This window comes from Streptomyces sp. NPDC002754 (assembly GCF_053592315.1).
Genome location: NZ_JBSFVM010000003.1, coordinates 73,468 through 98,622 on the forward strand (window position 1 = coordinate 73,468; position 25,155 = coordinate 98,622).

At 70.7% G+C, this 25,155-nt stretch carries 23 protein-coding genes; 12 read left to right on the forward strand and 11 right to left on the reverse strand.

Annotation, left to right across the window (positions count from 1 at the left end; genetic code table 11):
- Positions 1–3: 3 nt before the first annotated feature.
- Genes ACWD2L_RS10120 through ACWD2L_RS10145 form a run of 6 tightly spaced genes read left to right on the forward strand, consistent with a single transcriptional unit; the run spans position 4 to position 7,821 of the window.
- Positions 4–1,077 carry an ABC transporter permease gene (locus ACWD2L_RS10120; protein ID WP_451188360.1) on the forward strand — a complete coding sequence of 358 codons (1,074 nt, stop codon included), beginning with the start codon at positions 4–6 and terminating at the stop codon, positions 1,075–1,077.
- Positions 1,074–2,042 carry an ABC transporter permease gene (locus ACWD2L_RS10125; RefSeq protein WP_451188363.1) on the forward strand — a complete coding sequence of 323 codons (969 nt, stop codon included), beginning with the start codon at positions 1,074–1,076 and terminating at the stop codon, positions 2,040–2,042. Before ACWD2L_RS10120 ends, ACWD2L_RS10125 begins: the two co-directional genes overlap by 4 nt.
- Positions 2,039–3,076 (forward strand): ABC transporter ATP-binding protein, encoded by a 1,038-nt coding sequence (locus tag ACWD2L_RS10130; RefSeq protein WP_451188366.1) that lies wholly within the window; start codon positions 2,039–2,041, stop codon positions 3,074–3,076. The genes ACWD2L_RS10125 and ACWD2L_RS10130 overlap by 4 nt, the downstream gene beginning before the upstream one ends.
- Positions 3,063–4,088 (forward strand): ABC transporter ATP-binding protein, encoded by a 1,026-nt coding sequence (locus tag ACWD2L_RS10135; RefSeq protein WP_451188369.1) that lies wholly within the window; start codon positions 3,063–3,065, stop codon positions 4,086–4,088. The genes ACWD2L_RS10130 and ACWD2L_RS10135 overlap by 14 nt, the downstream gene beginning before the upstream one ends.
- A gap of 32 nt (positions 4,089–4,120) precedes the next feature.
- A complete protein-coding gene (locus ACWD2L_RS10140) occupies positions 4,121–5,401 on the forward strand; it encodes an alpha-L-fucosidase (protein ID WP_451188372.1) in 1,281 nt (426 codons plus the stop codon).
- Entirely contained in the window at positions 5,398–7,821 is a 2,424-nt protein-coding gene (locus tag ACWD2L_RS10145; protein ID WP_451188374.1) for a glycoside hydrolase family 2 protein, read from the forward strand. The genes ACWD2L_RS10140 and ACWD2L_RS10145 overlap by 4 nt, the downstream gene beginning before the upstream one ends.
- Before the next feature lie 21 nt (positions 7,822–7,842).
- Here the strand turns inward: ACWD2L_RS10145 and ACWD2L_RS10150 are convergent, their stop codons facing one another.
- From ACWD2L_RS10150 to ACWD2L_RS10180, 7 genes are all read right to left on the reverse strand, one after another.
- Positions 7,843–10,479, reverse strand: coding sequence for a flavin-containing monooxygenase (locus ACWD2L_RS10150; protein WP_451188377.1), 2,637 nt, complete (start codon positions 10,477–10,479; stop codon positions 7,843–7,845).
- An 84-nt stretch (positions 10,480–10,563) separates the two neighbouring features.
- Complete coding sequence (locus tag ACWD2L_RS10155) at positions 10,564–11,682, reverse strand: helix-turn-helix domain-containing protein (protein WP_451188379.1); 1,119 nt, start codon at positions 11,680–11,682, stop codon at positions 10,564–10,566.
- A gap of 8 nt (positions 11,683–11,690) precedes the next feature.
- The gene (locus ACWD2L_RS10160; protein ID WP_451188382.1) at positions 11,691–12,512 is read right to left on the reverse strand and encodes a carbohydrate ABC transporter permease; all 822 of its coding nucleotides are present in this window, start codon (positions 12,510–12,512) and stop codon (positions 11,691–11,693) included.
- Complete coding sequence (locus ACWD2L_RS10165; RefSeq protein WP_451188384.1) at positions 12,509–13,408, reverse strand: carbohydrate ABC transporter permease; 900 nt, start codon at positions 13,406–13,408, stop codon at positions 12,509–12,511. The genes ACWD2L_RS10160 and ACWD2L_RS10165 overlap by 4 nt, the downstream gene beginning before the upstream one ends.
- Complete coding sequence (locus ACWD2L_RS10170) at positions 13,405–14,817, reverse strand: extracellular solute-binding protein (protein WP_451188387.1); 1,413 nt, start codon at positions 14,815–14,817, stop codon at positions 13,405–13,407. The genes ACWD2L_RS10165 and ACWD2L_RS10170 overlap by 4 nt, the downstream gene beginning before the upstream one ends.
- 11 nt (positions 14,818–14,828) lie before the next feature.
- Positions 14,829–15,926, reverse strand: coding sequence for a carbohydrate kinase family protein (locus ACWD2L_RS10175; protein WP_451188389.1), 1,098 nt, complete (start codon positions 15,924–15,926; stop codon positions 14,829–14,831).
- Positions 15,927–16,304: 378 nt separating this feature from the next.
- Positions 16,305–17,474 carry an NADH:flavin oxidoreductase gene (locus ACWD2L_RS10180; RefSeq protein WP_451188392.1) on the reverse strand — a complete coding sequence of 390 codons (1,170 nt, stop codon included), beginning with the start codon at positions 17,472–17,474 and terminating at the stop codon, positions 16,305–16,307.
- Between ACWD2L_RS10180 and ACWD2L_RS10185 the strand changes: the two genes are divergently transcribed.
- The 3 genes from ACWD2L_RS10185 (at position 17,377) to ACWD2L_RS10195 (ending at position 20,166) form a co-directional block, all read left to right on the forward strand.
- Positions 17,377–18,081 carry an FAD-dependent monooxygenase gene (locus tag ACWD2L_RS10185; RefSeq protein WP_451188394.1) on the forward strand — a complete coding sequence of 235 codons (705 nt, stop codon included), beginning with the start codon at positions 17,377–17,379 and terminating at the stop codon, positions 18,079–18,081. The genes ACWD2L_RS10180 and ACWD2L_RS10185 overlap by 98 nt on opposite strands.
- Positions 18,026–18,592 carry a YciI family protein gene (locus ACWD2L_RS10190; RefSeq protein WP_451188397.1) on the forward strand — a complete coding sequence of 189 codons (567 nt, stop codon included), beginning with the start codon at positions 18,026–18,028 and terminating at the stop codon, positions 18,590–18,592. The genes ACWD2L_RS10185 and ACWD2L_RS10190 overlap by 56 nt, the downstream gene beginning before the upstream one ends.
- Positions 18,593–18,681: 89 nt before the next feature.
- Positions 18,682–20,166, forward strand: a complete 1,485-nt coding sequence (locus ACWD2L_RS10195) for an arylsulfatase (RefSeq protein ID WP_451188400.1) — start codon at positions 18,682–18,684, stop codon at positions 20,164–20,166.
- A 29-nt stretch (positions 20,167–20,195) separates the two neighbouring features.
- Here ACWD2L_RS10195 and ACWD2L_RS10200 read toward each other — a convergent pair whose 3' ends face one another.
- Positions 20,196–20,984: a helix-turn-helix domain-containing protein gene (locus ACWD2L_RS10200; RefSeq protein WP_451188403.1), complete on the reverse strand. Its 789-nt coding sequence runs from the start codon at positions 20,982–20,984 to the stop codon at positions 20,196–20,198.
- 70 nt (positions 20,985–21,054) lie between these two features.
- Between ACWD2L_RS10200 and ACWD2L_RS10205 the strand changes: the two genes are divergently transcribed.
- Positions 21,055–21,873 (forward strand): phytanoyl-CoA dioxygenase family protein, encoded by an 819-nt coding sequence (locus tag ACWD2L_RS10205; protein WP_451188406.1) that lies wholly within the window; start codon positions 21,055–21,057, stop codon positions 21,871–21,873.
- Complete coding sequence (locus ACWD2L_RS10210) at positions 21,870–22,139, forward strand: hypothetical protein (RefSeq protein WP_451188409.1); 270 nt, start codon at positions 21,870–21,872, stop codon at positions 22,137–22,139. Before ACWD2L_RS10205 ends, ACWD2L_RS10210 begins: the two co-directional genes overlap by 4 nt.
- Positions 22,140–22,156: 17 nt before the next feature.
- Here ACWD2L_RS10210 and ACWD2L_RS10215 read toward each other — a convergent pair whose 3' ends face one another.
- Together ACWD2L_RS10215 and ACWD2L_RS10220 are read right to left on the reverse strand one after the other, a co-directional pair.
- Positions 22,157–22,402 carry a twin-arginine translocase TatA/TatE family subunit gene (locus ACWD2L_RS10215; protein WP_451188412.1) on the reverse strand — a complete coding sequence of 82 codons (246 nt, stop codon included), beginning with the start codon at positions 22,400–22,402 and terminating at the stop codon, positions 22,157–22,159.
- 2 nt (positions 22,403–22,404) lie between these two features.
- Complete coding sequence (locus ACWD2L_RS10220) at positions 22,405–23,376, reverse strand: sporulation protein (RefSeq protein WP_451188415.1); 972 nt, start codon at positions 23,374–23,376, stop codon at positions 22,405–22,407.
- A gap of 190 nt (positions 23,377–23,566) precedes the next feature.
- On the opposite strand from ACWD2L_RS10220, the gene ACWD2L_RS10225 reads away from it, so the two are divergent.
- Positions 23,567–24,022, forward strand: coding sequence for a tellurite resistance TerB family protein (locus ACWD2L_RS10225; protein ID WP_451188418.1), 456 nt, complete (start codon positions 23,567–23,569; stop codon positions 24,020–24,022).
- Between the two features lie 25 nt (positions 24,023–24,047).
- On the opposite strand, the gene ACWD2L_RS10230 is transcribed toward ACWD2L_RS10225, so the two are convergent.
- Entirely contained in the window at positions 24,048–25,154 is a 1,107-nt protein-coding gene (locus ACWD2L_RS10230; RefSeq protein WP_451188421.1) for a M56 family metallopeptidase, read from the reverse strand.
- Position 25,155: the final 1 nt, after the last annotated feature.

Below are 25,155 nucleotides of genomic sequence, written 5' to 3' on the forward strand. Positions count from 1 at the left end.
GGCATGGCCACCGCACCCGTCCTCACCCCCGCCACGGCACAGGCCCCGCCACCCGCCCGGCGCACGGCGGCCGGCCGGTTCGGCGCCGCCCGCTACTTCCTGCGGCGCCTCGGCTTCTACATCGGCGCTGCCGCCGTCGCCGTCACCCTCAACTTCCTCATCCCACGCGTCATGCCGGGCGACCCCGCCTCCGCGCTCATCTCCCAGATGCAGCAGAAGCAGAACCTGTCCGCCGACCAAGTGACGAGCATCTACCGGCTGTTCGGCGCGCCCGGCGCACCGCTGTGGGACCAGTACGTCACCTACCTCGGCCAGATCGTCCACTTCGACTTCGGCGCGTCCGTCGCCTACTACCCGACGCCCGTGTGGGAAGTGATCCGCTCCGGCCTGCCCTGGACGATCGGACTCGTCGGCCTGACCGCCGTGATCGCGTTCGTCATCGGCACCTCGATGGGCGTCCTCGCGGGCTCCCGCGTCGGGTCGCGCTTCGACTCCTTCATCACGCCCGCCTCGATGTTCCTCGGCGCGCTGCCGTTCTTCTGGGTCGCGCTGCTGCTGGTCATGGCGTTCGGTGTGCAGCTCAACTGGCTGCCGATCAGCGGCGCGTACGACGGTGACATGGCGGTCGCGTTCAACGGACCATTCCTGATGAGCGTCCTGGAGCACGGCATCCTGCCCGCCGTGACGATGGTCGTCGCCTCGTTCGGCGGCTGGCTCGTCGGCATGCGCAACATGATGGTGACGACCGTCTCCGAGGACTACGTGCTCCTCGCCCGCGCCAAGGGCCTGTCCAAGGCCCGCGTGATGTTCCAGTACGCGGCCCGCAACGCGGTCCTGCCCAGCGTCGCCGGCTTCGCGCTCACCATCGGCTCCGCCGTCAGCGGCCAGATCCTCGTGGAGATCGTCTTCTCCTACCCCGGGGTGGGCTACCTGCTCTACCAGGCCGTATCCAGCGTCGACTACCCGCTGATGCAGGCCCTGTTCCTGATCGTCTCGCTCACCGTGCTCGCCGCGAACTTCGTCGCGGACTCGGTGTACGGACTGATCGACCCGCGCGCGAGGGAGACCCGCTCATGACCAAGTCGGTACGCGCCGGGCGGCTGCCGAAGCTGCCCGGGAACGTCAAGGTCCGCGTCGGGATCGCGATCATCGTGTTCTTCGCCCTGGTCGCGGTGTTCGGCCCGTTCGTCGTGGAGAACCTGATGGGGCTCAGCCCCGACGGCGTCGACACCAGCGGCGCCATGCAACCGCCCTCCGGGGCACACCTGCTGGGCACCACGGCCAACGGCGAGGACATCTTCGCGCAGCTCGTCGTCGGCAGCCGCGTCTCGCTGCTCGTCGGGCTCGTCGCGGGTGTCATCACCACGGTGCTCTCGGTCCTGGTCGGCGTCGCGGGCGGCTATCTCGGCGGCCGTGCCGACTCGCTCCTGACCGTCGCCACCAACATCTTCCTCGTCATCCCCGGCATGCCGCTGCTCATCATCGTGGCGAGCTATGTGCAGGGGCGCGGCGGCTGGCTCACTGTGGCCCTCGTCATCGGCCTCACCGCGTGGCCGTGGGCCGCGCGGCAGAAGCGGGCGCAGACACTGTCGCTGCGGCACCGGGACTTCGTGGCCGCCGCCGAGATGACAGGCGAGAGCCGCTGGGGTGTCATCACCCGCGAACTCATCCCGTCCCTCGCGCCGTTGATCTCCGTCAGCTTCCTCGGCGCGGTCGTCGGCTCGATGTTCGCGGACGCGGGCCTCTCCTTCATGGGCCTCGGCAACATCAACATCACCAGCTGGGGCTCGATGCTGTACTGGGCTCAGAACGGCTCCGCGCTCACCCGCGGCGCCTGGTGGTGGTTCATCCCGCCGGGCGCGTGCATCGCCCTGGTCGGGGTCGCCGCCGGACTCATCAACTTCGGCATCGACGAGGTGTCCAACCCCCGCCTGCGCAAGCCCTCCAAGCAGGTACGCATGCTGGCCCGCGCGGCCCGCCTACGCACGGCCGACGCCCCCGTACCCGCCCAGGCCACGCCCGTGAAGGAGGCCACCTCATGAGTGGGACGCTTGGCACACCCTTGCTCACCGTTCGCGATCTGCACGTCGACTACTTCGACCAGGAGAACCCGGTGCACGCCGTCCGCGGCGTCGACCTCACGCTGCGCCGCGGCGAGACCCTCGGCATCGTCGGCGAGAGCGGTTGCGGAAAGTCCACCCTGGTCACCGCCATGACCCGCCTGGAGCGGCCACCGGCCGTCACCACCGGCGGCTCCGTGATCCTGCACGGCCACGACGGCGCCGACAACACCGACATCCTCCGCCTGACCGAGCGTCAACTGGCCGCGCTCCGCTGGGAGAAGGTCGCCATCGTCTTCCAGAGCGCGATGAACGCCCTCAACCCCGTGCTCCGCCTCGGCAGCCAGTTCGCCGACGTGCTGCGCAAGCAGCGTGGTTTGTCGAAGAAGGAGGCCTGGGAACGGGCAGGGGAGCTGCTCGGCATGGTCGGCATCCCCGCCGACCGACTGCGCTCCTACGCGCACGAACTGTCCGGCGGCATGCGCCAGCGAGCCACCATCGCCCTCGCGCTCGCCTGCGAACCCGACCTCGTCGTCATGGACGAGCCGACGACCGCGGTCGACGTCGTCATGCAGCGCCAGATCCTGCGCCAAGTAGCGCGCTTGAAGCGCGATTTGGGGTTCTCGGTCGTCTTCATCACCCACGACCTGTCGCTGCTCATCGAGATCGCCGACCGGATCGCCGTGATGTACGCGGGCAAGATCGTGGAAACCGGGCCGCCGCGCCGCCTCTACGAGGACCCGCAGCACCCCTACACCACCGCCCTGCGCGGCGCCTTCCCTCCGCTGCACGGCGAACGCCGCGAGATCACCGGCATCCCCGGCTCCCCGCCCGGCCTTCGCACCCCGCCGCCGGGATGCTCCTTCCACCCGCGCTGCGCCCAGCGGCTGAACGCCTGCGACCGCGAGGAGCCGGTCCTGCTTCAGCTCGGCGACGCGGGCGACGTCGCCTGCCACCTCCACCGGCACCCCGCCACGACGACACCGGAAGCCGAGGCCAGCCATGCCCGCACCTGACACCACCCTTCCGGTCCTCGAGGCCCGCGAGGTCGTCAAGCGCTTCCCGATGCACGGTCCCGGCGGCCACGGCAAGGAGGTCAAGGCCGTTGAGTCGACCTCGCTCGCCCTGCACAAGGGCCGCATCACCGCGCTCGTCGGCGAGTCCGGCAGCGGAAAGTCGACGCTCGCCCGGATGCTCGCGCTCGCCTACCCGCCCACCGAGGGCGAGATCCGGCTCGACGGCGACGTAGTCAAGAAGGCCCGCACGGCGAAGGCGAAGCGCGCGTACTACCGCCAGGTCCAGATGATCTTCCAGGACCCGTTCTCCTCGCTCAGCCCGGTCCACAAGATCCGCTACATCCTCAGCCGCCCCCTCAAGCTGCACGGCCTCGCATCCGGCGCCGAGGACACGGAGCGGCAGATCCTCCAGCTCCTCGAACGCGTCAACCTCACACCGGCCGACCAGTTCATCGACAAGTTCCCCTATGAGCTCTCCGGCGGCCAGCGCCAGCGCATTGCCATCGCCCGCGCGCTCGCCGCCCGCCCCAAGGTGCTCCTCGGCGACGAGCCGATCTCCATGCTGGACGTCTCCATCCGCCTGGACATCCTCAACCTGCTCGGAAAGCTCCGCGACGACGAGGGCCTGGCGATCCTCTACATCACCCACGACATCGCCAGCGCACGCTACTTCGCCGACGAGATCAAGGTCCTGTACGCAGGCCAGCTCGTCGAGTCCGGACCGGGTGACGAACTCGTGGCGAACCCCCAACACCCGTACACCAAACTCCTGTTGGAGTCGGCTCCCGACCCCGACCGCGGCGGCTTCCTCGACGAGCCGGACGTAGCCGACTCCACCGACGACGAGACCCTCGGTGAACCCCCGAGCCTCGTCGACCCGCCCTCCGGCTGCCGCTTCCGCACCCGCTGCCCCGTGGCCAAACCGGTGTGCGCCACGGCCTTCCCGGCCAGGACCCACGTCGACGACACCCACTGGGTGCACTGCTGGGCGCAGGACGAGCAGTACGCCTGAACCCGGCCCCGGACCACCCGAAAGGACCCGCGTTGCTATCGGAGGCCCCCATCCCACCGACCCCCATCCCACCGACACCGCACCAACTCGCCTGGCAGCGCGCCAACATCGGCGCCTTCTTCCACTTCGGCATCAACACCTTCCACGGGCAGGAGTGGAGCGACGGCACCCTCCCGGCGTCGTCCTTCGACCCCACCGACCTCGACGCCGAGCAGTGGGTCGAGGTCGCCCGCACGGCCGGCGCCCGCTACGCGATCATCACCGCGAAACACCACGACGGCTTCTGCCTCTGGCCGACGAGGACCACCGACTACTCCGTCGCCTCCTCGCCGTGGAAGGACGGGCAGGGCGACGTCGTCGGCGAACTGGCGACGGCCTGCCGGGCGGCCGGGCTCGGCTTCGGCGTGTACCTCTCCCCGTGGGACCGGCACGCGCCCGAGTACGCAGACCCGGCCGCGTACACCAAGCTCTACACAGAGCAGATCCGCGAGCTGTGCACCTGGTACGGGCCGCTGATGGAGCTGTGGTTCGACGGGGCCGGATCGGACGGGTACGCGTACGACTGGGCCGCCATCATGGCCGAAGTCCGCAAGCATCAGCCGGACGCCATGGTGTTCAACATGGGTGACCCGACGATCCGCTGGGTGGGCAACGAGGACGGGCTCGCGGCCGACCCCGTCGAGTACGTCGTCGACCACACCCAGATGAGCAACTACACGGTCGTCACCGCCGAGTTCGCCGAGGCGCTCTACCTGCCGCCCGAGTGTGACGTGTCGATCCGGCGCGGCTGGTTCTGGCACCCCGACGACGAGCCCAAGTCCCTGGAGCACCTGCTCGCCATCCACTACCGCTCCGTGGGCCTCGGGGCGAACCTCCTGCTCAACCTGCCGCCCGACACACGCGGCCGGATCCCTGACGCCGATGCCGCGCGGGTGGCGGAGTTCGGTGCCGAGGTGGCGCGCCGATTCGGGACACCGGCTGCCACCGCCGAGCTGACACGCGGGGACACCTGGACGGCTTCGTTCGGGGAACCGGTCACCTTCGACCACATCCGGCTGCGCGAAGATCTCACCGGCGGGCAGCGCGTCGTACGCCATGTGGTGCGGGCCGGTGACCGGGTCCTGGCCGAAGCGCTGAGCGTGGGCGCCGGACGCATCCACCTCACCGAGCCGGTTACGGCGGCCGAACTGGCCGTCGAAGTCGATGGTGACGGCGCGGTGTTGGAGTCCGTCGAGGTCTTCGAGACGGGGGTACGGGAGCTGCCGCAGGTTCCCGAGGGATATCGCGCGCCGACGGATCGGCCGGACGCATGAGAGGGCACGGAATCGTGGAACTGACGGGTGAGGGCTGGACGCTGCGAGGTACCGATGGCATCGAGGTACCGGCGGTCGTACCGGGATGCGCACACACCGACCTGATGCGGGCCGGAGTCATCGCCGACCCGTTCCTCGGCACGAACGAGGCGCAGGCGCAGTGGGTCGGGCTCGCCGACTGGGAGTACAGCAGACGGTTCGACCTGGCCGTCCGGCCCGACGGCTCGCGCGTGCACCTCGTCTTCGACGGGCTCCAGACGATCGCGACGATCCTCGTCAACGGCACGGAGGTCGGTAACACCCGTAATATGCACCGCCGTTACCGCTTCGACGTGACCGACGCCGTACGCCCCGGGGCCAATGAGCTGGCCGTGCGCTTCGCCTCGTCCGCGCGGGCCATGGTAGAGGCGGCTGGTGACGACCCGCTGCCGTACGACTGGACGTATCCGTACAACGAACTGCGCACGATGGCCTGCGAGGGCGGCTGGGACTGGGGTCCCACGCTCGTCACCGCCGGGATCTGGCGGGACGTACGGCTTGAGGTGTGGGACACGGCCCGCGCGGACGTCGATGTCACCACGACCCTGGACGAGGACCTGCGACGCGGAACACTCGCCGTGGGGCTCGACGTGGAGGGCGGCCCGTGCGCGGCCGAGGTGAGCGTCGCGGGGCACACGGAACGTTTCACGATTGACTCAACGGGCCCTAGCAGGCTGGCTGTTGACCTCCCGAACCCGAGCCTCTGGTGGCCGCGCGGTTACGGCGCGCCCACCCAGTACGACGCGACCGTGCGACTGCTGGACGAGGGCGGCTCGGTCCTCCAGGAGACCCACCACCGCGTCGGCTTCCGGCACATCTCCATCGACACGACGCCCGACGAGCACGGCCGCGCGTTCACACTGCGGGTCAACGGCCGACCGGTGTTCTGCAAGGGCGCCAACTGGATCCCCGACGACCTCTTCGTCTCCCGCCTCACCCCCGCCCGCTACGAGACCCGCGTCGACCAGGCCTGCGCCGCCAACATGAACACCCTGCGCGTGTGGGGCGGCGGCATCTACGAGGACGAGGCCTTCTACGCGGCGTGCGACGAGCGCGGCGTCCTGGTCTGGCAGGACTTCATGTTCGCGTGCGCCGCCTACCCCGAGGAGGAGCCGCTGCGCTCGGAGGTCGCGGCCGAGGCCGACGACGTCGTACGCCGCCTCGCGGCCCACCCGAGCGTCGTCGTCTGGAACGGCGCCAATGAGAACGTGCTCGGACACGAGGACTGGGGCTGGCAAACGCAGATCCGGGACCGCACCTGGGGCGAGGGCTACTACCGCGAGCTGCTCCCGGCCGCCGTCGAGGCCCACGCGCCCGGCGCCGTGTACGTCGTCAACAGCCCCGTGGCGAGCGAGCCCGGTGTTCACCCGCAGGTCCCCGGCGACGGCCCGACCCACCTCTGGGACACCTGGAACCTCCTCGACTACGCCCACTACCGCGACCAGATCCCGCGCTTCGCCGCCGAGTTCGGCTGGCAGGCCCCGGCCACCCGGGCCACCCTGACCGAGGCGCTCGGCACCCTGCCCGGCCGCCCCGACGACCCGGCCCTCCTCGCACACCAGAAACAACCCGGCGGCGAGCGTCACCTCGTGGACCGCCTGAAGGCCCGCTTCCCCGACCCGGACCACATCGCCACGGACACCGATGGCTGGCACCTGGCGACCAGCCTCAACCAGGCCCACGCCCTGCGCACCGCCGTCGAGCACTTCCGCTCCTGGTGGCCGCGCACGGCCGGGGCGCTGATCTGGCAGCTCAACGACGTGTGGCCCGCCCTGTCATGGTCCCTGATCGACCACGGCGGCCGCCCCAAGCCCGCCTGGTACGCGGTGCGCGGCGCCTTCGCAGACCGCCTCGTCACGCTTCAACCGAGGGAAGCGGGCCTCAGTGCGGTCCTCGTCAACGACACGGACGAGCCGTGGACTGGCGAACTCGCACTGCGCCGTGTCCATGTACGCGACGGTGAAGTCGCCCGTACGACAAGGGAGTTCACCGTGCCGCCGCGCAGGGTCCTCACCATCCCCGCCGGGCCACAGATCACCCAGGCGCGTCGGCGCCGCGAGGAACTGGTGGTCGCGGACACCGCGGGAGCCGACCGCGCCGTCCACGTCTTCGTACGCGACGACGGCGTTCGCTGGCCCACCCCCGACGTCAAGTACTCCGTCGAGTGGAAGGAGGACCACGCGCTCGTGCGCCTCACCGCGGAAGTCGCGATCGGTGACCTCATCGTCGAGGCCCCCGGCATGCGCGCGGACACAGCACTCCTCACGCTGCTGCCGGGGGAGACCGGGACGGTCGTACTGCGCCCGGAACGTGCCGGAACCCCGCTGCCCAAGGACGAGGAGGTCACCCTGCACACCCGGAACGACTTCTTCGCGACGTGAGGTTGTGAGGTTGTGCGGGCCTCACCCGTTCACATGCCGCCCGAGCGCCCCGATGAAGTCACGGAAGTACGCCCGGGTCACGCGGGCGTCCGGCACCATGTCGTACGCGTGGAACGCCCCCGGATACACGTGCAGTTCGGTCGGGACCCCGGCGCGGATCAGGCGTGTGGCGTACGTGACGTCCTCCTCCAGGAACAGGTCGAGCGCGCCGACGCTCAGGTAGGTCGGCGGCAGGCCCGCGACCGACTCGACGCGGGCCGCGGCGGCGTACGGCGAGACATCACCCTCGCCGGGCTCGTGGCCGAGGAGGGAGGCCCAGCCGAAGCGGTTGTCGGCCGGGGTCCAGATGAACTCGCCCGCGTGCGGGTGGGCGTCGACCGTGCTGGAGGTACGGTCGTCGAGCATCGGGTAGACGAGGAGCTGGAACGAGACGGGTATCTCGCCGCGGTCGCGGGCCAGGAGCGTGAGGGCGGCGGCGAGTCCGCCGCCCGCGCTCGCGCCACCGATCACGATCCGGTCGGGGTCGACGCCCAGGTCGGCGGCGTGGGCGTGCACCCAGCGCAGCGCGGCGTAGCAGTCGTGCACCGGTCCCGGCGCCGGGGTCTCCGGGGCGAGCCGGTAGTCGACCGAGACGATCTGGATCCCGGTCTCCGTGGCGATCCGGCGGCAGAGGATCTCGTCGGCGTCCGCCGCGCCGAGTACGTAGCCGCCGCCGTGGATCCACACGAGAGCGGCGGTGGTGGTGGCTGACGCGGGGCGGGCCTTGGGCTCGTAGTGGAGGACGCGCACCTCGGGGTCGCCGGTCTCGAAGCCCGGTACCCACCGCTCGGTCGTGGTGATGTCCGGGTGGAGCGCCTGCGGATCGGGCGCGTCCGGTACAGGCGCCCGCCCGGCCTCGCGGGCCAGTGGCAGCGTGTCCGGGCCGAGGCCGAGCGGCGGGAACACGTCCAGGAGTGGTGCGATCTCCGGGTCGACCAGGTGGCGGGTGCCGGCCGGACGGGGGTGTGCGGCGCGGGTGAGGGCGAAGCCGCGGTAACCGTCCTCGGCGACCTCGTCGCAGATGTCACGGTAGGGGCCGACCCCGCCGACGTACGGCATGAAGATCCGGGGCTTTCCGGGGATGTTGGCGCCCATGTACCAAGACGCGGCCCGCGGGTACAGGGTCTGCTGCGCCACCTCGTTGACGTGGTCCACCCACTTGTCCTGGGCGTCGCGCTCGGCCTCGAACCGCACGACGCCGGTCCGACGCGCGTGGTCGATCGAGTCGGTGATCCAGTCCACGTGCTGCTCGATGGAGACGATCATGTTGCTGAGGACGGACGGACTGCCCGGCGCCGTGATCATGAACAGGTTCGGGAACCCGGCCGAGGCGACCCCGAGATACGTGCGCGGACCGGCGGCCCACTCCTCGCGCAGCGCGGCACCGTCGAGCCCGCGGATGTCGATCGCGTCGAGCGGCCCCGTCATGGCGTCGTATCCGGTGGCGAACACGATGGCGTCCACGGTGTGATCGACGCCGCCGACCCGCAGTCCGTGGGGTGTGATGCGCTCGATCCGCTGGTCGTGCAGGCTCACCAGGGTCACGTTGTCGCGGTTGTACGTCGCGTAGTAGTCGGTGTCGACGCAGATGCGTTTGGTGCCGATGGGGTGGTTGGTGGGGCAGAGGAGTTCGGCGACGGCCGGGTCCTCGACGACGGCGCGGATGCGGTCGCGTACATAGTCGGCGGAGACGTCGTTGGCCGATGCGTCGATCCCGGTGTCCTCGAAGGCGCCCATGAAGGAGGTGCCGCCGAAGGCCCAGCGCTGGTCGAGCTCGGCGGTGCGGCGGGCCTCGTCGAGGTCGAGGGCGTTGCCGAGCGGCGGCGGGACGACGACTCCGGAGGCAGAGGCGCGGGCCTCGGCGCGCAGCTCGCGGTAGCCGGCCTTCACGCGACGCTGTTCGTCGGGCTCGAGCGGCCTGTTGTGCGCCGGGACGGAGAAGTTCGGGGTGCGCTGGAAGACGGTGACGTGCGCGGCCTGCTCGGCGATCACCGGGATGGCCTGGATGCCGGAGGACCCGGTGCCGATGACGGCGACGTGCCGCCCGCTGAAGTCCACGCCCTCGTGCGGCCAGCGACCGGTGTGGAACGTGGGCCCGGTGAAGGAGTCGAGCCCCGCGAAGTCCGGCACACGGGAGGCTGACAGGCAGCCGACGGCGGTGACGAGGTACGCCGCGCTCGCCCGCCGCCCGTCCTCCAGCGTCACGGTCCAGGTGTCGGACCCCGCGTCGTAGTCGGCGCCCCGCACCGAGGTGTTGAACTCGATGTCCCCGCGCAGGTCGAAGCGGTCGGCTACATGCTCGGCGTAGCGGAGGATCTCGGGCTGGGACGGGTAGCGCTCGGTCCACTCCCACTCCTGCTGAAGTTCCTCGGAGAAGGAGTACGAGTAGAACATCGACTCGACGTCGCACCGGGCGCCGGGATACCGGTTCCAGTACCAGGTGCCGCCGACGCCGTCGCCACGCTCGTAGACCCGTACCCGCAGGCCGAGTCCGTCGCGGAGCCGGTGCAGGAGGTACATGCCGGCGAACCCGGCACCGATCACGATGGCGTCGTACTGGTCGGTCTCGGGGGCCTGCGGGATCTGCTCGGTCTGCGGGGCCTGCTCGGTCTGCGGCATGGGCGTCACCACTCCTTCCCCGGCGGCGGGGCCGGGCTCGGTCGGGCCGATCATCAGCAGCATCACCAGCGCGTGCGAGGCACGTCATTGGGCAGGTGGCTCGGTTGACGCGCCATCTGTCCCGCCTGCCGTGCCATCGGCCCGAAAGAGGTCCCCGGACTCCTGAAGCCGCCGCAGCACCAGGGCCAGGAAGAGCCGGGTGCGGCCGTACGGTTCGGTGAAGCTGAACCCGAGGTAGCGCTGGGCGCGTTCGACCCGGTACGCGACCGAGTTGTGGTGCCGGTGCAGCAGGCGGGCGGCCTTGCGCACGGAGTCGGTGGCGGCGACCGCTTCGAGGCAGACCAGCATGTCGTCCCCGTGGTCCTCGGCCAGCCGGCCGAGCTGCCGCACATCGGCTACCGGGGCGATCTGCTCGGCGCTCAACGTCTCGGCGAGCAGCGCGTACCCGCCGAGCCCCGCCGCGTCGACGAGCATCGCCTCCTCCACCGCGTACGGTCCACGCGCCCGCGTGCTGGGGCGGGCGAACCGCAGCGCGGTCCTTGCCAATTGCCATGCCTGTGGCGCGTCCGCGGCGGCGCAGGGCCCGGCGTACGCCGCGCGGGCCCCGACCGGCACACCGGGAACGTCGCCGGGGTCGAGCTCCTTCGCAACCACCAACTCGGCGGCGCCGACGGTGGCGTGGAGCACGACGGGCGTCAGGCCCCGCAGCCCGTCGACGAAGGCCCCGGCCGCCCCTGTCAGCGCGAACACCGTCACGACGGACGTTTCGCCGATCCCGAACCGCAGCCACGTACGGGCCCGCTCCGCCGCGTCCACGTCGGCATCGACAACGGACCGGAGCGCGACGCCTTCGTCTACGGGATTGGCCGCCGGACCCCGCCCCAGCAGGGCGACCTTCGCCGCGATCCCGAGCCGACGCAGCAGCAGCGCGGTCTCGGCACCGGTCAGCGACAGGCCGTCGGCGTCGACCCAGACCTGCCCGGTGCCGGGCAACTCGCGCGTCACCGGCCGACCGGGAACGGCCTGGTCGGGCGGAGGCCCATGGGGAGCCGCCGTCCAGACCTCGCCCTGCACGGTACGGAATCCCACGGCGCGCCCGAGGGCGCAGGCGGTGCGGTCCACGAGAACGTCCAGGTTCGCGTCGGACTCGGCCAGCTCGTCGATGAGCCGCAGGATCGCCTCGAGGTCGAGCGTGTGCGACACGGCGCCCCCTACTCCTTCACCGCCCCGCTCAACATCCCCTCGATGAACTTCCGCTGCAAGGCCACGTACACGACCACCACCGGCAGGGCGATCAGCACCGACGCCGCCGCCAGCAGTGTCGTGTCCGCGCTCTGCTGGCCCTGGAAGAAGGCCAGGCCCAGGGGGACCGTGCGCAGGGACTCGTCGCTGATCATGACCAGGGCCATCAGGAACTCGTTCCACGTCCACATGAACGTGATCACGATGAGCGTGGTGATGGCCGGGCGGCCCATCGGGACGAGGATGCGCCACAGCGTGGTCCACGATCCCGCGCCGTCGACGCGTGCCGCCTCGATGACCGAGCGGGTGCTGTTCCTGAAGTACGTCCGCATCCAGAACACACCGAACGCCAGGGACTGCGCGGTCTGGGGCAGGATCAGCGCCCAGTAGGTGTCCGTGAGGTGGAAGTACCGCAGGTCGAAGTAGAGCGGGACGACCAGCGCTTCCTGGGGGAGCGTGAGGCCGAGGACGAACAGGTAGAAGAGGAGCGTCGAACCGGGGAAGCGCATCGTGCCGAAGGCGTACGCGGCCAGGATGGACAGGACGGTGGCCGCCGTGACCACCGCCAGTGTCACCAGGAGCGAGTTGCCGAGGTACGTGCCGAAGTGGGCGCGCTGCCACGCCTGTTGGAAGTTGGACCAGTGGACGGTGTCCGGCAGTGTGAAGCCGCCGCCCACCGCGTCGGGGGAGGAGAACGCGGTGGAGAGGATGCCGACGACCGGGGTCAGCGCCAGGGCCGCGAAGAGCGCCAGGATCGCGTACGTGGCCGTGCGTTCGATGCGGGAGGTCATGTGCGGCGCCCTTCGACGAGACGGGAGACCGTGACGGTCAGGGCGAAGATGAGCACGGTGAGTGCCACGCCGATGGCGGCCGCCGAACCGACCTCGTTCAGCTCGAAGGCGCGGTGGTAGACCTCGTAGGCCGGAACGGAGGTGGCGTTGCCGGGGCCGCCGCCCGTGGTGATGTAGATGAGGTCGAAGTTGCGCAGGCCCGCGATGATCGTGAGGGTCAGGGCGACCGAGATCTCGCCCCGCAGAGCGGGCAGCGTCACCGCGAAGAACTCCCGCACCGCGCCCGCCCCGTCGAGCCGCGCAGCCTCGTACAGCTCGCGCGGGATGCGCTGCGCTCCGGCGAGGAAGAGGACCATGCACAGGCCGGTCATGACCCAGGTGCCGACGACGCCCACGGCGGGCAGCGCCCATGTGTCGTCGCCCAGCCACGGGCGGGCCAGGCTGTCGAGGCCGACGCCCCGCAGCACGTCGTTGAGCAGCCCGTCGGGCGCCAGGATCGAGCGCCAGGCCACACCGACGACCACCATGGCCAGGACCTGCGGCAGGAACAGCACCGTACGGAAGAAGGTCAGTCCGCGGACCCGGATCCGGGACATCGTCGCCGCCAGCAGCAGGCCGATGGCCACCGGCAGCGCCGCGTAGAACAGCAGCAGTACCAGCGCGTGGCCGAACGGGGCGCGCAGGGTCGGGTCCGTGAAGAGTGCCGAGTAGTTGTCCAGGCCCGCCGACGTGGCCCGGGTCAGTCCGTCCCAGTGCAGGAAGGACAGGCCGACCGCCTGGCCGAAGGGGTAGAGGAGGAACAGGCCGTAGACCGCCAGCGCGGGCAGGACGTACAGGTAGCCGATGGAGCGGGGTTCGCCGGGAGCCCGGTTCGACGCATGAACACTTTTGGTCACGAGCCCGACGCTCCCGAACTGCCCTTGCCACGCTGTTTGTTGATGAACGGCGCGTAGTCGGCCTGGAGTTTGCGCGCGAAGTCCCGCGGTGAGGTCTTGCCCGCGATGAGGTCCTGGAGGGCCGCGGAGCTCGTGTCGTAGAACGTGGGCGTCGCGTAGTCCAGGTACGGGACCAGGCCGTCCGCCGACGTCAACTGGCGCCATCCGTCGACCATTTGACTGTCCGGTGACTCCGGGTCGAGGGCGGCGGCCGCCTTTCCGGGGACCGCCGGCAGCACGCCGTTCTCCGTCATCACGTCCGCCGCGTGCTCGCTGGTGATGAAGTCCAGGTACGCGGCCGCGACGTCGGGGTGCGCGGAGCGCGCGGTGACCGACCAGGCCAGGCCCTGGCCGCCCGTGGTGACCGGCTTGCCGCCCTCGGTGGGCGGTGGCGGGGGCATGACGCCGAGGTCGTCGCCGAGCTTCTTCTTCAGGTCGGCCAGCATCCACGTACCGGTGATCGTGTACGCGCCCTGCCCGGCCATGAACTTCTTGTTGGCGTCGTCGTAGCCGAGCCCGTTGGCGTCCTTGGGGAGATAGCCGCGGTCCAGCCAGTCGGTCAGCGTGGTGGCCGCCTTCGTCGTACGGGAGCCGGTGAAGCCGTCGCCGGTCCCGAGGACGGTGTCGCGGGCCCGCTCGGCGCCCTGCTGGTCCTGGAGCATGCCGAAGGTGTGGATCGCGGGCCACTTGTCGAGGTTGCCGAACTGGATCGGGAGCTCGCCCGCCTTCTTGAGCTTCGCGAGGCCGTCGACGAACTCCGGCCAGGTGCGCGGAGGTTGGAGGTCGGCCGCCTTCAGGACCTTCTTGTTGTAGTAGAGACCCACGAACTCGCCGGTCTGCGAGATCCCGTACAGACGGCCGGTGCCGAAGCGGCGGGACGTGCCCGGCTCCGCCACGGAGACCCGGTTGAGGTTGAGGAGCGTCGCCGGGTAGCGGGTGTTCCACTCGTAGATGCCTGCGTAGTTGTCGAGCGGTGTGAGCAGGCCCGCCTCGACGAACGCCACCATGTCCGGGTAGCCCTGGTTGGCCTGCACGACATCGGGCGGGTTGTTGCCGGACAGGGCCAGCTTGAGCGTCGTCTTGAGGTCGTCGAAGCTCCGCGAGACCCGCTTGATCGTGACGTTCGGGTACTTCCGCTGGAACTCCTTGTTGAGCTGTTCGATCTCGGCGTTGGTGCCGCCGCGGGTCTCCTGGTCCCACACGTGCAGCGTCACGTTCCCGGCCTTTGCGGGGTCGGGTATGCCGTTGCCGCCGCCCGGCGCGGCGCTGCCGGTCACGGCGCCCGAACCGTCGGTGCCCGGTGTGCAGCCCGCGGCGCCGACGGCGAGGGTGGCCGCGAGCACCGACCTGCGCGTGAATCTTGAGCTCATGGTGGTGTCTCCTACGCGGCGCGGAAGCCCAGGGTCGGCGTGGCCCGGCGGCGGGCCACCTCGTGCAGGCGGGCGGGGACGAGGTCGTGCAGGAAGCCGTAGTGGCGGGCCAGTTCTGAGGCGGCGGCGTCGCCCGCCTTGGCTCGTACGGTCAACTCGCCCCACCAGGCGGCCACTTCCACCCAGCCCGGAGCCGACAGCGAACCGCCGAAGTGCTGCACGGACAGGGCGGCTGTGAGGTTGGCGAAGGCCAGGCGGTCGGCGAGCGGCCACCCGGCGAGGGTGCCGGTCACGAACCCGGCCATGAACACGTCGCCCGCGCCGGTCGGATCGAGCGCCTCCACGCGCAGGCCCGGTACGTCGGCGTGCTCCCCGGTGAGCGAGTCGACGGCGACCGCGCCCTCGGGGCCCTTGGTGACCACGGCGATCGGCACGAGGTCGGCCAGCCTGGCCACCGCGTCCTGCGGGGTGTCGGTGCGCGTGTAGTGCAGCGCCTCGGTGGCGTTGGGCAGGAAGGCGTGGGCGTACGGGAGTCCGGTCAGTGTCGCGGTGTCCCAGCGGCCCGACTCGTCCCAGCCGACATCGGCGAAGATCCGGGCGCCCTGGTCGTGCGCCTGCCGCAACCAGGCGTCCTCGCGGTCGGGTTCGAGCGAGGCCACTCCGGCGCGGGCGCGCGGCACGGTGTGCTCCAGCGGGGGCGCCGGGTGCTCGTGCGTGACCATGGTGCGCTCGCCGTCGTACGCCATGGAGACGGTGAGCGGCGAGTGCCAGCCGGGGAGGCGCTGCGAGTGGGTGAGGTCGACGCGCTCGACATCGGCCAGCGACTCCCAGCAGTAGTCGCCGTACAGATCGGTGCCGAACGTGGCTGCCAGCGTCGTGCGCAGGCCCAGGCGGGCGAGCGCGGTCGCCATGTTGGCGATGCCGCCGGGGCTGGAGCCCATGCCGCGGGCCCAGTTCTCGGTGCCGATGCGCGGGGCGCCGTCGAGCCCGGTGAAGACCAGGTCCATGAAGACGGTTCCCGTGAGGAACACGTCGTGCTCGGGGTCGCCGGTGGCACGCACCTCCGCCAGCGGATCGATGCAGTCGCACACCGCCCTGCTTGGACTCACCGTCGTACCCTCCCTGTTCGCGGCCGTCGGCCGATTCAACGCGACGATGATCGATACCATGCACTTCCGGCCAGGCAGTTGCAAGAAGTTGCTCACCTTTGCGCGGGCTCTCCCTCTGTGTATGACTCCGCGTATGACGAAGGGGCGTCCGCCCTCCGGCCGTGCGGCGGGAGGGCGAACGCCCCTGTCTTCAGGCTCCGGTCTAGGGCGGGTTTCGAAAGTCCCGTCTGCCTCGCGGGGTCTGGCACGCACGCTCGCGGCGTTGCCGAAATGCCCTAGTAGCTCCGCTACGAGACCATTCCGGCGCCTTGCGATCGCACGCACCAGACCCCGCGAGGCCCGCCCTCCGGGCGGACGACGCTACTTTCGAAACACGCCCTAGCTCAGCGTCTTGAGCGCCGCCGCGTCGTACGGCTTCAGCTCGTCGAGGCGTCCGGCGAGGACCTTCGCCGCCCACTGCGGGTCCTGGAGCAGGGCGCGGCCGACCGCGACCATGTCGAACTCGTCGCGCTCCAGGCTGTCGAGCAGGTCGTCGATGCCCTTGAGGGGGGAGCCCTCGCCCGCGAAGCCGCGGAGGAAGTCGCCGTCGAGACCGACGGAGCCGACGGTGATGGTCGGCTTGCCGGTGAGCTTCTTGGTCCAGCCCGCCAGGTTCAGGTCGGAGCCGTCGAACTCCGGGCGCCAGTAGCGGCGGGTGGAGGCGTGGAAGACATCGACACCGGCCGCCGACAGCGGGGCGAGGACGGCCTCCAGCTCCTCGGGGGTCTCGGCGAGCCGCGCGCGGTACGCCTCCTGCTTCCACTGCGAGTAGCGGAAGATGATCGGGAACTCGGCGGACACCCGCTCGCGGATCGCGGCCACGACCTCGGCGGCGAACTTCGTACGGGCCACGGCGTCGCCGCCGTAGGCGTCGTCACGACGGTTGGTGCCCGACCACAGGAACTGGTCCAGCAGATAGCCGTGCGCGCCGTGCACCTCGACGCCGTCGAGACCGATCCGCTCCGCGTCCGCGGCGGCCTGCGCGAAGGCGCCGATGACATCGTCCAGGTCACCCCGGGTCATGGCCCGGCCCTCGCCCTCGGTGCCGTCCACGCGGATCCCGGAGGGGCCGACGGGCTCGGCGTCCGCGAAGGGCGGCTGCCCCGCCTTGCGCACCATGCCGATGTGCCACAGCTGCGGAACGATCGTGCCGCCCGCCGCGTGCACGTCCTCGGCGACCTTCGCCCAGCCGGCCAGCTGCTCCTCGCCGTGGAAGCGCGGCACCCGGTCGCTGTCACCGGCCGAGTCGTGACCCACGTAGGTGCCCTCGGTGATGATCAGGCCGACGCCCGCGGCGGCCCGGCGCGCGTAGTACGAGCGCACATCCTCACCGGGGATGCCGTCCGGCGAGAACATGCGGGTCATCGGAGCCATCGCGATGCGGTTCGGCACGGTCAGGCCGTTCAGCGTGATGGGGCGGGAGAGTATCTCGGCGGCGCGGGACGTGGGGTCGGCCACGGGGTGCTCCTCAAAAGTACGGACATACGCGATTACGGGCGTACGGGTCATCGGTACCGGTCGGCTGTGCGGCGCTGCACAAACGGCGATCTTCGGTGGCAACCGCGTCACCTCCTGCGCGCATTCCGCGAGCGGGCCCCGGCCCGGTGTGATCCGGGCCACGGACGGCGAGCGGACCTGCCTCTCACCTGCGCCGATCACTCCCGTAACGTCCGTGGACGGGGCCGGTCTCCCCCCTCCCGGCCTCGTAGAGGGAGTGAGACTGGTGCGTACGGTCGGCACGAGTGTGGTGGTCGTCGGAGCGGGTCCCGCCGGGCTGACGCTCGGTGTGTTGTTGCGGCGTCGCGGGATCGACTGTGTGGTGGTCGACAAGTTCACGCGGGAGCAGTTGCCGGCGCGGTCGCGGGCCGGGTTCCTGGAACGGCGGACCGTGCAACTGCTCGACCGGCACGGGCTTTCCACCCGGCTGCGCGCGGAGGGCCTCGCGCACACGCGCTGTGAGATACACGCAGAGGGCGAGCGGGGCACCGTGGACTACGAGGCGTGGTGCGGCGACGCGCGCGGGCGTACGTCGACATCGTCCGATGCGAGAAACTGGCGGCATGGAATTCCTCTGCTACCACCGGGACCGCAAAGGCTCCCTGACGTTGCGTCATGAAATGGTGCAGGAGCACTGGTCCTACATGGACCGGTTCGCGAAGGGGATGATCGCCCGCGGGCCGACGTTCGCGGACGACGGCGAGACACTCACCGGAAGCGTGCACATCGTCGACCTGCCGGACGCCGCGGCGGCCCGCGCGTTCGCCTTCGACGAGCCCGGCTACCAGGCGGGCGCCTACCGGGACGTGCTCCTGCGGCGCTGGCGCAATGTGCTGGGGCGCACCATGTGGGACTTCCCCGGCGGCCGGACCGGCGGCAACCGCTACCTCGTGCTCGGCCTCGGCGCGGCCCCCGCCACCGTCGACGTGCCGGCCGACGAGCCGGGCGTGACCTGCGACCGGGACGAACTCATCGCATGCGGACCGCTGTTGTCCGACGACGGCACCGTCTGGCTGGGTACGGCAGCGCTGCTCCGGGCGCCGGACGTGGCCACGGCTCGCGGGGTCCTCACGCCCGGCCGGTACGCCGACATCGAGGTGCACAACTGGGAGTTCGGTGGGCGGCAGTGATCGCGGTCTTCCGCCGCGTCGATCTCAAGGGCTAAAGTCGCGGCGCGTACCGGGGCGAACCCCTGAGAACACCGAGAAAGGCGACGCCCGTGTCCGCACCGAACATCGTCCTCATCTGTGTTGACCAGTGGCGCGGCGACTGCCTCTCCGCCGCGGGACACCCCCACGTACGCACCCCGCACCTTGACCAACTCGCCGCCTCCGGAACGCATTTCACGTCCGCCTATTCCGCAACGCCCACCTGCATCCCGGCCCGCGCCGCCCTGTTCACAGGCCAGTCCCAGGAGCGCCACGGCCGCGTCGGATACGTCGAGGGGGTGCCGTTCGAGACCGCCCACCCGGTCACCCTCGCGGGCGAGTTGCGGCGCGGCGGATACCAGACGCAGGCCATCGGCAAGATGCACGTGTGGCCCGAACGGGCACGCGCCGGGTTCGATGACGTCGTCCTGCATGACGGGTTCCTGCACCACGCCCGCCGTGAGGGGCGCCGCAACTTCGCCTTCTTCGACGACTACGTGCCGTGGCTGCGCCGCCAGCCGGGCGTGAGTCCCGACGCCGAGTACAGCGACCACGGGGCGGGCTGCAACTCCGTCGTCGCCCGCCCCTGGGACAGGGCGGAACATCTGCACCCGACGAACTGGGTCGCCACGCAGACCACCGAATGGCTCTACCGCCGCGACCCCTCTCGGCCGTTCTTCCTCTACCTGTCCTTCCACCGGCCGCACCCGCCGTACGACCCGCCCGCCTGGGCCTTCGACGAATACCTCCAACTCCCGCCGTACGAACCCGTGGTGGGTGACTGGACGGACGACTTCGCCGGACACCGCAAGGACGGTGACCACGAAGCCTTCGTGGCGAGCATGGATGCCCGGACGCTGCATCGCGCGAGGGCCGGCTACTACGGGCACATGGCCCACATCGACCTCCAGATCCACCGGATCCGGATGGCCCTGGAGGACTTCGGCCTGCGCGACGACACGGTCATCGCGTTCACCTCGGACCACGGCGAGATGCTCGGTGAACACCACCTGTTCCGCAAGGGCTTCGGCTACGAGGGTGCGGCCCGCGTCCCCCTGCTCTTCGGCGGACTGCCGGACGGGTACGCGGCCGGGAACGTCGCCGACGAGGTGGTCGAGCTCCGCGACATCATGCCGACCCTGCTCGACCTGGCGGGGCTCCCGGTCCCCGACACGTGCGACGGACGCAGCCTCGTACCGCTGCTGCGCGGCGAACAGCCCGATGTCTGGCGGCCGTTGCTGCATGGTGAGCACGTGCTCCTCGGGCAGTCCCTGCAGTGGGTGACCGACGGACGCACCAAGTTCCTGTGGATGTCGGGCGACGGCCACGAGCAGCTCTTCGACCTCGCCGCCGATCCGCACGAACAGCACAACCTGGTGGCCGATCTGGCTGCGGAGGACCTGCTGCACACCTGGCGCGGACACCTGATCCAGGCGCTGACGGGACGTGAGGAGGGCTTCGTCGAGGACGGCCGACTCGTCACCGGACGCCCTGTGGTGGCCATGCTGCGGCCTGCCCGCGAACGCGTCGAGAATTCAAGCCCCGCCGGCGATTGAGGCGCGGGGTATGGGGCAGAGCCCCGGCCTTACCCCGCTCGGCGCCGCCCCCGCACCTCCCGCGGTGACGCGCCCAGTTCCCGGCGGCACGTCTTGTTGAACGCCTGGAGGTCCGGGATGCCCACCGTGGCCGCGACCGCGGTGATCGCGAGGGTCGAGGACTGCAGCAGGTGCCGGGCACGCTCCATCCGGCGCCGGCGGATCCACGCCACCACGGTGTCTCCCGTGTCGGCGCGGAACAGCCGGGTCAGATGGCCGGGGGAGACGCCCGCCGCGGCGGCGATCCCCGGGACCGTCAGCGCAGTCGCGAGGGACCGCTCGATGTGCTCCATCGCCGCCGCAAGCGCCGGGTGGGGTTGGCCGGTCCGCTCGGGCGTGCCCAGTTGGGTGGTGTGCCACAGCACCGTCCACACCTCGGCGGCGGCCCGGGCCCGCGCCAGCGGCATCGCCGCCACGGCGCTCCCCAGCAGCGTTCCGAGCAGCGCCGCCTGCGCGCCCGCGTCCTGCATCACCGGCACCCGGCGCAGCCCCTGCGGATCCCGTCCCGGCAGCCGGAAGTGCGCGTACAGGTGCTCGCTGCGCCGTGACGCGTACCGGAAATGGGCCTCGGTGTCCGGCCGGATCAGGCTGATGTGTCCCGGCCGGATGGGGTGCCGGTGGGCATCGACCGTCAGCTCGCCCGCGTAACTGTAGAGGTGCAGTTGCCACAGGTCGGGCAGCCGGAAGGACTCGCTCAGCGCCTGCCCGCCGTGCACGCCGACGCCCGCGCTGACCACCTCGGGCGGCTGGTCCAACGGCAACGCGACGCTCTCGATCATGCCGGGAAAATACCAGTAGAGGCCTGATACAGCCCACGACGAACGGCCATCGGCTGCCTACGTTTGCCTCATGCCAACCAGTGAGCAGTTGCTGAGCTCCGTACAGATGGCGCGCTTCGTCGCCCACGGATCACTGCGCCTCGACGCGGTCGTCCCGAAGGAATTGAACGACCAGGCCGTCGATGTCTTCGACGCCGGGATTCCGGCCGCGCCGTACGGCACGCCCGTCCCGAAGGCTTACCCGGACGACTCCTTCGCCCGCCACCTCCTCGACCTGCCTGCCGTGGCAGGGGCGTTGAAGAGTCTGGTGGGTCCGGATCCGACCGTCGACCATCACGCCGTGCATGTGCGCGAGGCCAAGGACGGCACCGCCCAGCCCTTGCACGGGGACGCCATCATCGACGTGCGGCCGGACGCCTTCGACGTCCAACTCATGTACTACCCGCAGGATGTGACGCTCGACATGGGTGGCACGCTCAGCGTTCCGGGCAGCCACCTGCGGCACACCAACGAGACCGACACCGGCCGCTACCAGAATCTGCGCGGTCAGAACCGGCTGACCTGCGATGCCGGCACCGTCCTCCTCATGCACCACGGCATCTGGCACGGCGGGCGCCGCAACGACAGTCACATCCGGCGCTACATGTTCAAGATCCGGTTCAACCCGACCGTGCCGCAGGTGCGCCTGTGGGACACCACCGACCTCGACGACCCGGCCGTCGGCGACGAGCTCCGCCACGTCTTCCCCTGGTACGAGCCCGCCACCGGACGCCTGGAGATCCACAACCGGATCCGGCTGTGGCGCGCGCTGACCGGCGACGACACCTTCGACCTCGACCACTGGGTGACCCGGGTCTCCAACCGTCCCACTATCGGGAGCCACGCATGAGACAGCAGGTACTCGTCCTCTACCTCGCCAACTCGGCGCTCGACGCCAAGGTGGTCGGCTGGGCCCGCTACGACGGCACCGGGACCACCGACCACACCACTGGCGACAGCGACGACCCGCCGTACGAGACGGGCCTCGAAGCCCTCCTCGACGGCTGGCGCCTCTTCCAGGCCGCGCAGCTGCTCCCGCCGCATCCGGGCCACGAGTACGACACGTCGTACCTGAAGCACGAGTTCTTCTTCGAGAAGCTGCAAACGACACCCTGAGGCATGGGCCTACGTGCCTACGCCTTCGGTGACTCCTGCCCCGGCTCCCGCGGGGGCGGAGTCACCGTCTCGCCCTGGATGACCTGGGGCGGCGTCCGGGGCTGGTCGTGCGCCGGGTCGTCCTGCTCCTTCAGGGCCTTCGCCTCGGCCTTGAGGATGCGGGCCGACTTGCCCGCGCTGCGGGTCAGTTCCGGCAGTTTCTTCACGCCGATCACGACGGCGATCACGATCAGGACGATGGCGATCTCGCTGAGTCCGAACATGGTCAGTCCTCGCCACCTTCGTCGTCGCCCTCGTCCTCGTCCTCGAAGAAGTCCCCGACCTCGTCGACGATTTCGGCGGCCACCATGCCGCCGACCACACCCACCGCGAGCCCCGCGGCGCCGACCGCCACCGCCGTGCCCAGGCCGGGCCCGGAGCGGTGTCCGCCGTCGTGCCCGTACGAGGCATGGGTGTCGTAGGCCGAGTGGTGCTCGACCAACTGCCGTACCCAGCCGTCGACGACCGCGTTCCAGTCCAGGCGTCCGACCTCGTCGTGCGCCACGGTGAAGCGGGTGAGCGCGTCGTGGCCGCCGGAGAAGGGGCCGCCGCGCTTGTCGGCCTCCAGGACCACCTCCGTGCCGCCCGGCGTGGCGAGGAAGGTCAGCTCGATCTCCTTGATGGCGTGCGCGTACCGCGGCGAGGGCGCCAGCTCGATCTCCTGGTAGAAGGGGAGTTGCTGGCCGGTGCCGCCGATGTGTCCGTACTCCAGGTCCGCCGACGTGAAGCCGAAGCCGAGCTGCCCGAACGCCTCGAGGATCGCCTCCTGTACGGGGAGGGGGCCGACGGCGAGCTGGTCGAGGTCGCCCTTGTCCTTGGCGCCGGCGACGGAGAGTTCGGTGCGCACGCCGAGCGCGATGCCGAGCGGTTGCCCGTTCAGCTCGGTGATCGGCGTCTCCCACGGCAGCGTCACCGTGAACGGGACGCTGTGCTCGGCGCCCGCGACGAGCCGGAAGCCGCCGCCGACCACGAACCGGTCGAACACCACGGTGCCGTGGCCCTCGCCCTCGTCATGCTCCGCCTCGGCCCGGGCGACGAGCTCCAGGGTGATGTGCTCGATCTCGAAGTCGCCGCTGCCGCCCTGGAGATGGACCCGGCCGGAGACGGTGCCGCCGGGGGCGGTGGTCCAGTCGGGCAGCACTGTGTCGACGGTGGGCCCGCCCACGCCGAGCGAGCCGAGCAGTCGTTTGAACACCATCGAGGCGTGAACTCCCTTGTGGGCGTAGGAGATGTTCTACAGGAGTGTAGAAGTATATCCGTGAGGCGGAACTTTCCCGGACCTTCGCCAGTTTCTACAGTGCTGTAGAAGTGAGTGCTGATGAAGGCAGTGCTGCAGATGTTCGGGCACGTGAATAGCGCGGCACGAGATCACAACCTGAGGAGTACCCGTGGCCCTGTGGGACCGCATCAAGGATTCCGCGTCGACGATGCAGACGCAGTTGGTGGCGAAGAAGAGCGACCTGAAGTCCGGGGCCTTCCGGGACGCCTCCATGGCGATGTGCGCACTGGTGGCCGCGGCCGACGGCACCATTGACGCCTCGGAGCGCCGCCGCGTCGCGCAGCTGATCATGAGCAATGAGGTGTTGCAGAACTTCGACGCCACGGACCTCCAGAAGCGCTTCGAGACGAACCTCGACAAGCTGACGGCCGACTTCGACTTCGGCAAGGTCAGCGTGTTGCAGGAGGTCGCCAAGGCGAAGAAGAAGGAGGCCGAGGCGCGCGCCGTGATCCAGATCGGCATCGTCATCGGCGGCGCGGACGGCGACTTCGACCAGACCGAGCGGGGCGTCGTGCGCGAGGCGTGCCAGATGCTCGGCCTGGCCCCGACCGAGTTCGACCTCTAGGGCCTGTATTGGGTCGATGGGCCCGTCAGAGCGGGGTCGCCGCGTGCAGCGTCGCCGCCAGGGTGAGCGCGGAGTTGGCGGACGACATGGCGGAGGCCGCTGTGCCGAAGCCCGCCGTCCACGTGGCGAGCCCCACGGGCGTGAACGCCGTGGCCCGGCCCTGCTCGCCGGGCGGCGGCGCGAGCAGCGCGGCGACGCGGCGGGGCAGCGGGCCTGGAGCGGCGAACGCCGCGAAGAGCGGTTCGCGCGCCCCGCCCGAGGACAGGGCCGCCTTGCCGATGGCGCGGGCGACCACCTTGCGGTCGCCGACCTGCGCGGCCGCCTCCTCGTCGGCCCACCGCTCGGCCGTGTACGCGACGGCCGAACTCAGCGGGCGCAGAAAGGGGTTGGCGCGGGCGGCGAGGCGCACGGTCAGCAGCAGCCGGTGGTGGCGGGCCGTCAAATGGGCCCGCTCGTGAGCGAACAGGGCCCGCCGCTCCGCGGGCGCGAGCCGGTCGAGCAACGCGGTGCTGACGACGATCCGGCCGTGGGCGTGATCGCTACTGGGACCGCGACCGTGCGCGTGGCCGCGACCGTGACCGTGAGCGTGACCGCCACCGAGACCAAGGCCGAGACCGAGACCGAGACCGGGGCCGCGACCGTGCGTGTGACCGGGACTGGGACTGGGACCGGGGCCGCGACCGGTACCGCCGCTGGTGCCCCGACCCCCGCCGGGCAGCGCGTACGCGTACGCCTGTGTGTCGGGCAGCACCGCGACCTGCGCGGCGGGCAGTCCGGCGAGCGCGGCATGGGCGCGGCGGCGCACCGCGAAGTGGCGCCAGAGCGTGCGGGCGCAGGCGGCGACGACGGAGAGTAGCGCCGGGATGGCCGCCTTGCCCACGATCTCGTCCTGCGGCACGGCGGCCCGTACCTCGGGATCCGACCAGCCGTCCGGCAGCGGGTTGCCCGGCAACTGTGCGGTGCCGACCACCATCAGCAGGGCCAGGCACACCGTGCTGCACACCGCCATCACGGCGGCCACGCAGGTAAGGAGCCGGGTCGCGGTGCGCGGATGCAGCCGGTGCGCGGCGAGCCGGGCCACCGGCCAGGCCGTCAGCGGCAGCACGAGGGGCAGGAAGACGAAGATGCCCACG

Coding starts and splice junctions, on each gene's coding strand:
- ACWD2L_RS10120 (WP_451188360.1), top strand. CDS start 4: ATGGCCACCGCACCCGTCCTCACCCCCGCCACGGCACAGGCCCCGCCA.
- ACWD2L_RS10125 (WP_451188363.1), top strand. CDS start 1,074: ATGACCAAGTCGGTACGCGCCGGGCGGCTGCCGAAGCTGCCCGGGAAC.
- ACWD2L_RS10130 (WP_451188366.1), top strand. CDS start 2,039: ATGAGTGGGACGCTTGGCACACCCTTGCTCACCGTTCGCGATCTGCAC.
- ACWD2L_RS10135 (WP_451188369.1), top strand. CDS start 3,063: ATGCCCGCACCTGACACCACCCTTCCGGTCCTCGAGGCCCGCGAGGTC.
- ACWD2L_RS10145 (WP_451188374.1), top strand. CDS start 5,398: ATGAGAGGGCACGGAATCGTGGAACTGACGGGTGAGGGCTGGACGCTG.
- ACWD2L_RS10150 (WP_451188377.1), bottom strand. CDS start 10,479: ATGCCGCAGACCGAGCAGGCCCCGCAGACCGAGCAGATCCCGCAGGCC.
- ACWD2L_RS10160 (WP_451188382.1), bottom strand. CDS start 12,512: ATGACCTCCCGCATCGAACGCACGGCCACGTACGCGATCCTGGCGCTC.
- ACWD2L_RS10170 (WP_451188387.1), bottom strand. CDS start 14,817: ATGAGCTCAAGATTCACGCGCAGGTCGGTGCTCGCGGCCACCCTCGCC.
- ACWD2L_RS10185 (WP_451188394.1), top strand. CDS start 17,377: ATGGGGCGGGAGAGTATCTCGGCGGCGCGGGACGTGGGGTCGGCCACG.
- ACWD2L_RS10180 (WP_451188392.1), bottom strand. CDS start 17,474: ATGACCCGTACGCCCGTAATCGCGTATGTCCGTACTTTTGAGGAGCAC.
- ACWD2L_RS10190 (WP_451188397.1), top strand. CDS start 18,026: ATGGAATTCCTCTGCTACCACCGGGACCGCAAAGGCTCCCTGACGTTG.
- ACWD2L_RS10200 (WP_451188403.1), bottom strand. CDS start 20,984: ATGATCGAGAGCGTCGCGTTGCCGTTGGACCAGCCGCCCGAGGTGGTC.
- ACWD2L_RS10205 (WP_451188406.1), top strand. CDS start 21,055: ATGCCAACCAGTGAGCAGTTGCTGAGCTCCGTACAGATGGCGCGCTTC.
- ACWD2L_RS10210 (WP_451188409.1), top strand. CDS start 21,870: ATGAGACAGCAGGTACTCGTCCTCTACCTCGCCAACTCGGCGCTCGAC.
- ACWD2L_RS10215 (WP_451188412.1), bottom strand. CDS start 22,402: ATGTTCGGACTCAGCGAGATCGCCATCGTCCTGATCGTGATCGCCGTC.
- ACWD2L_RS10220 (WP_451188415.1), bottom strand. CDS start 23,376: ATGGTGTTCAAACGACTGCTCGGCTCGCTCGGCGTGGGCGGGCCCACC.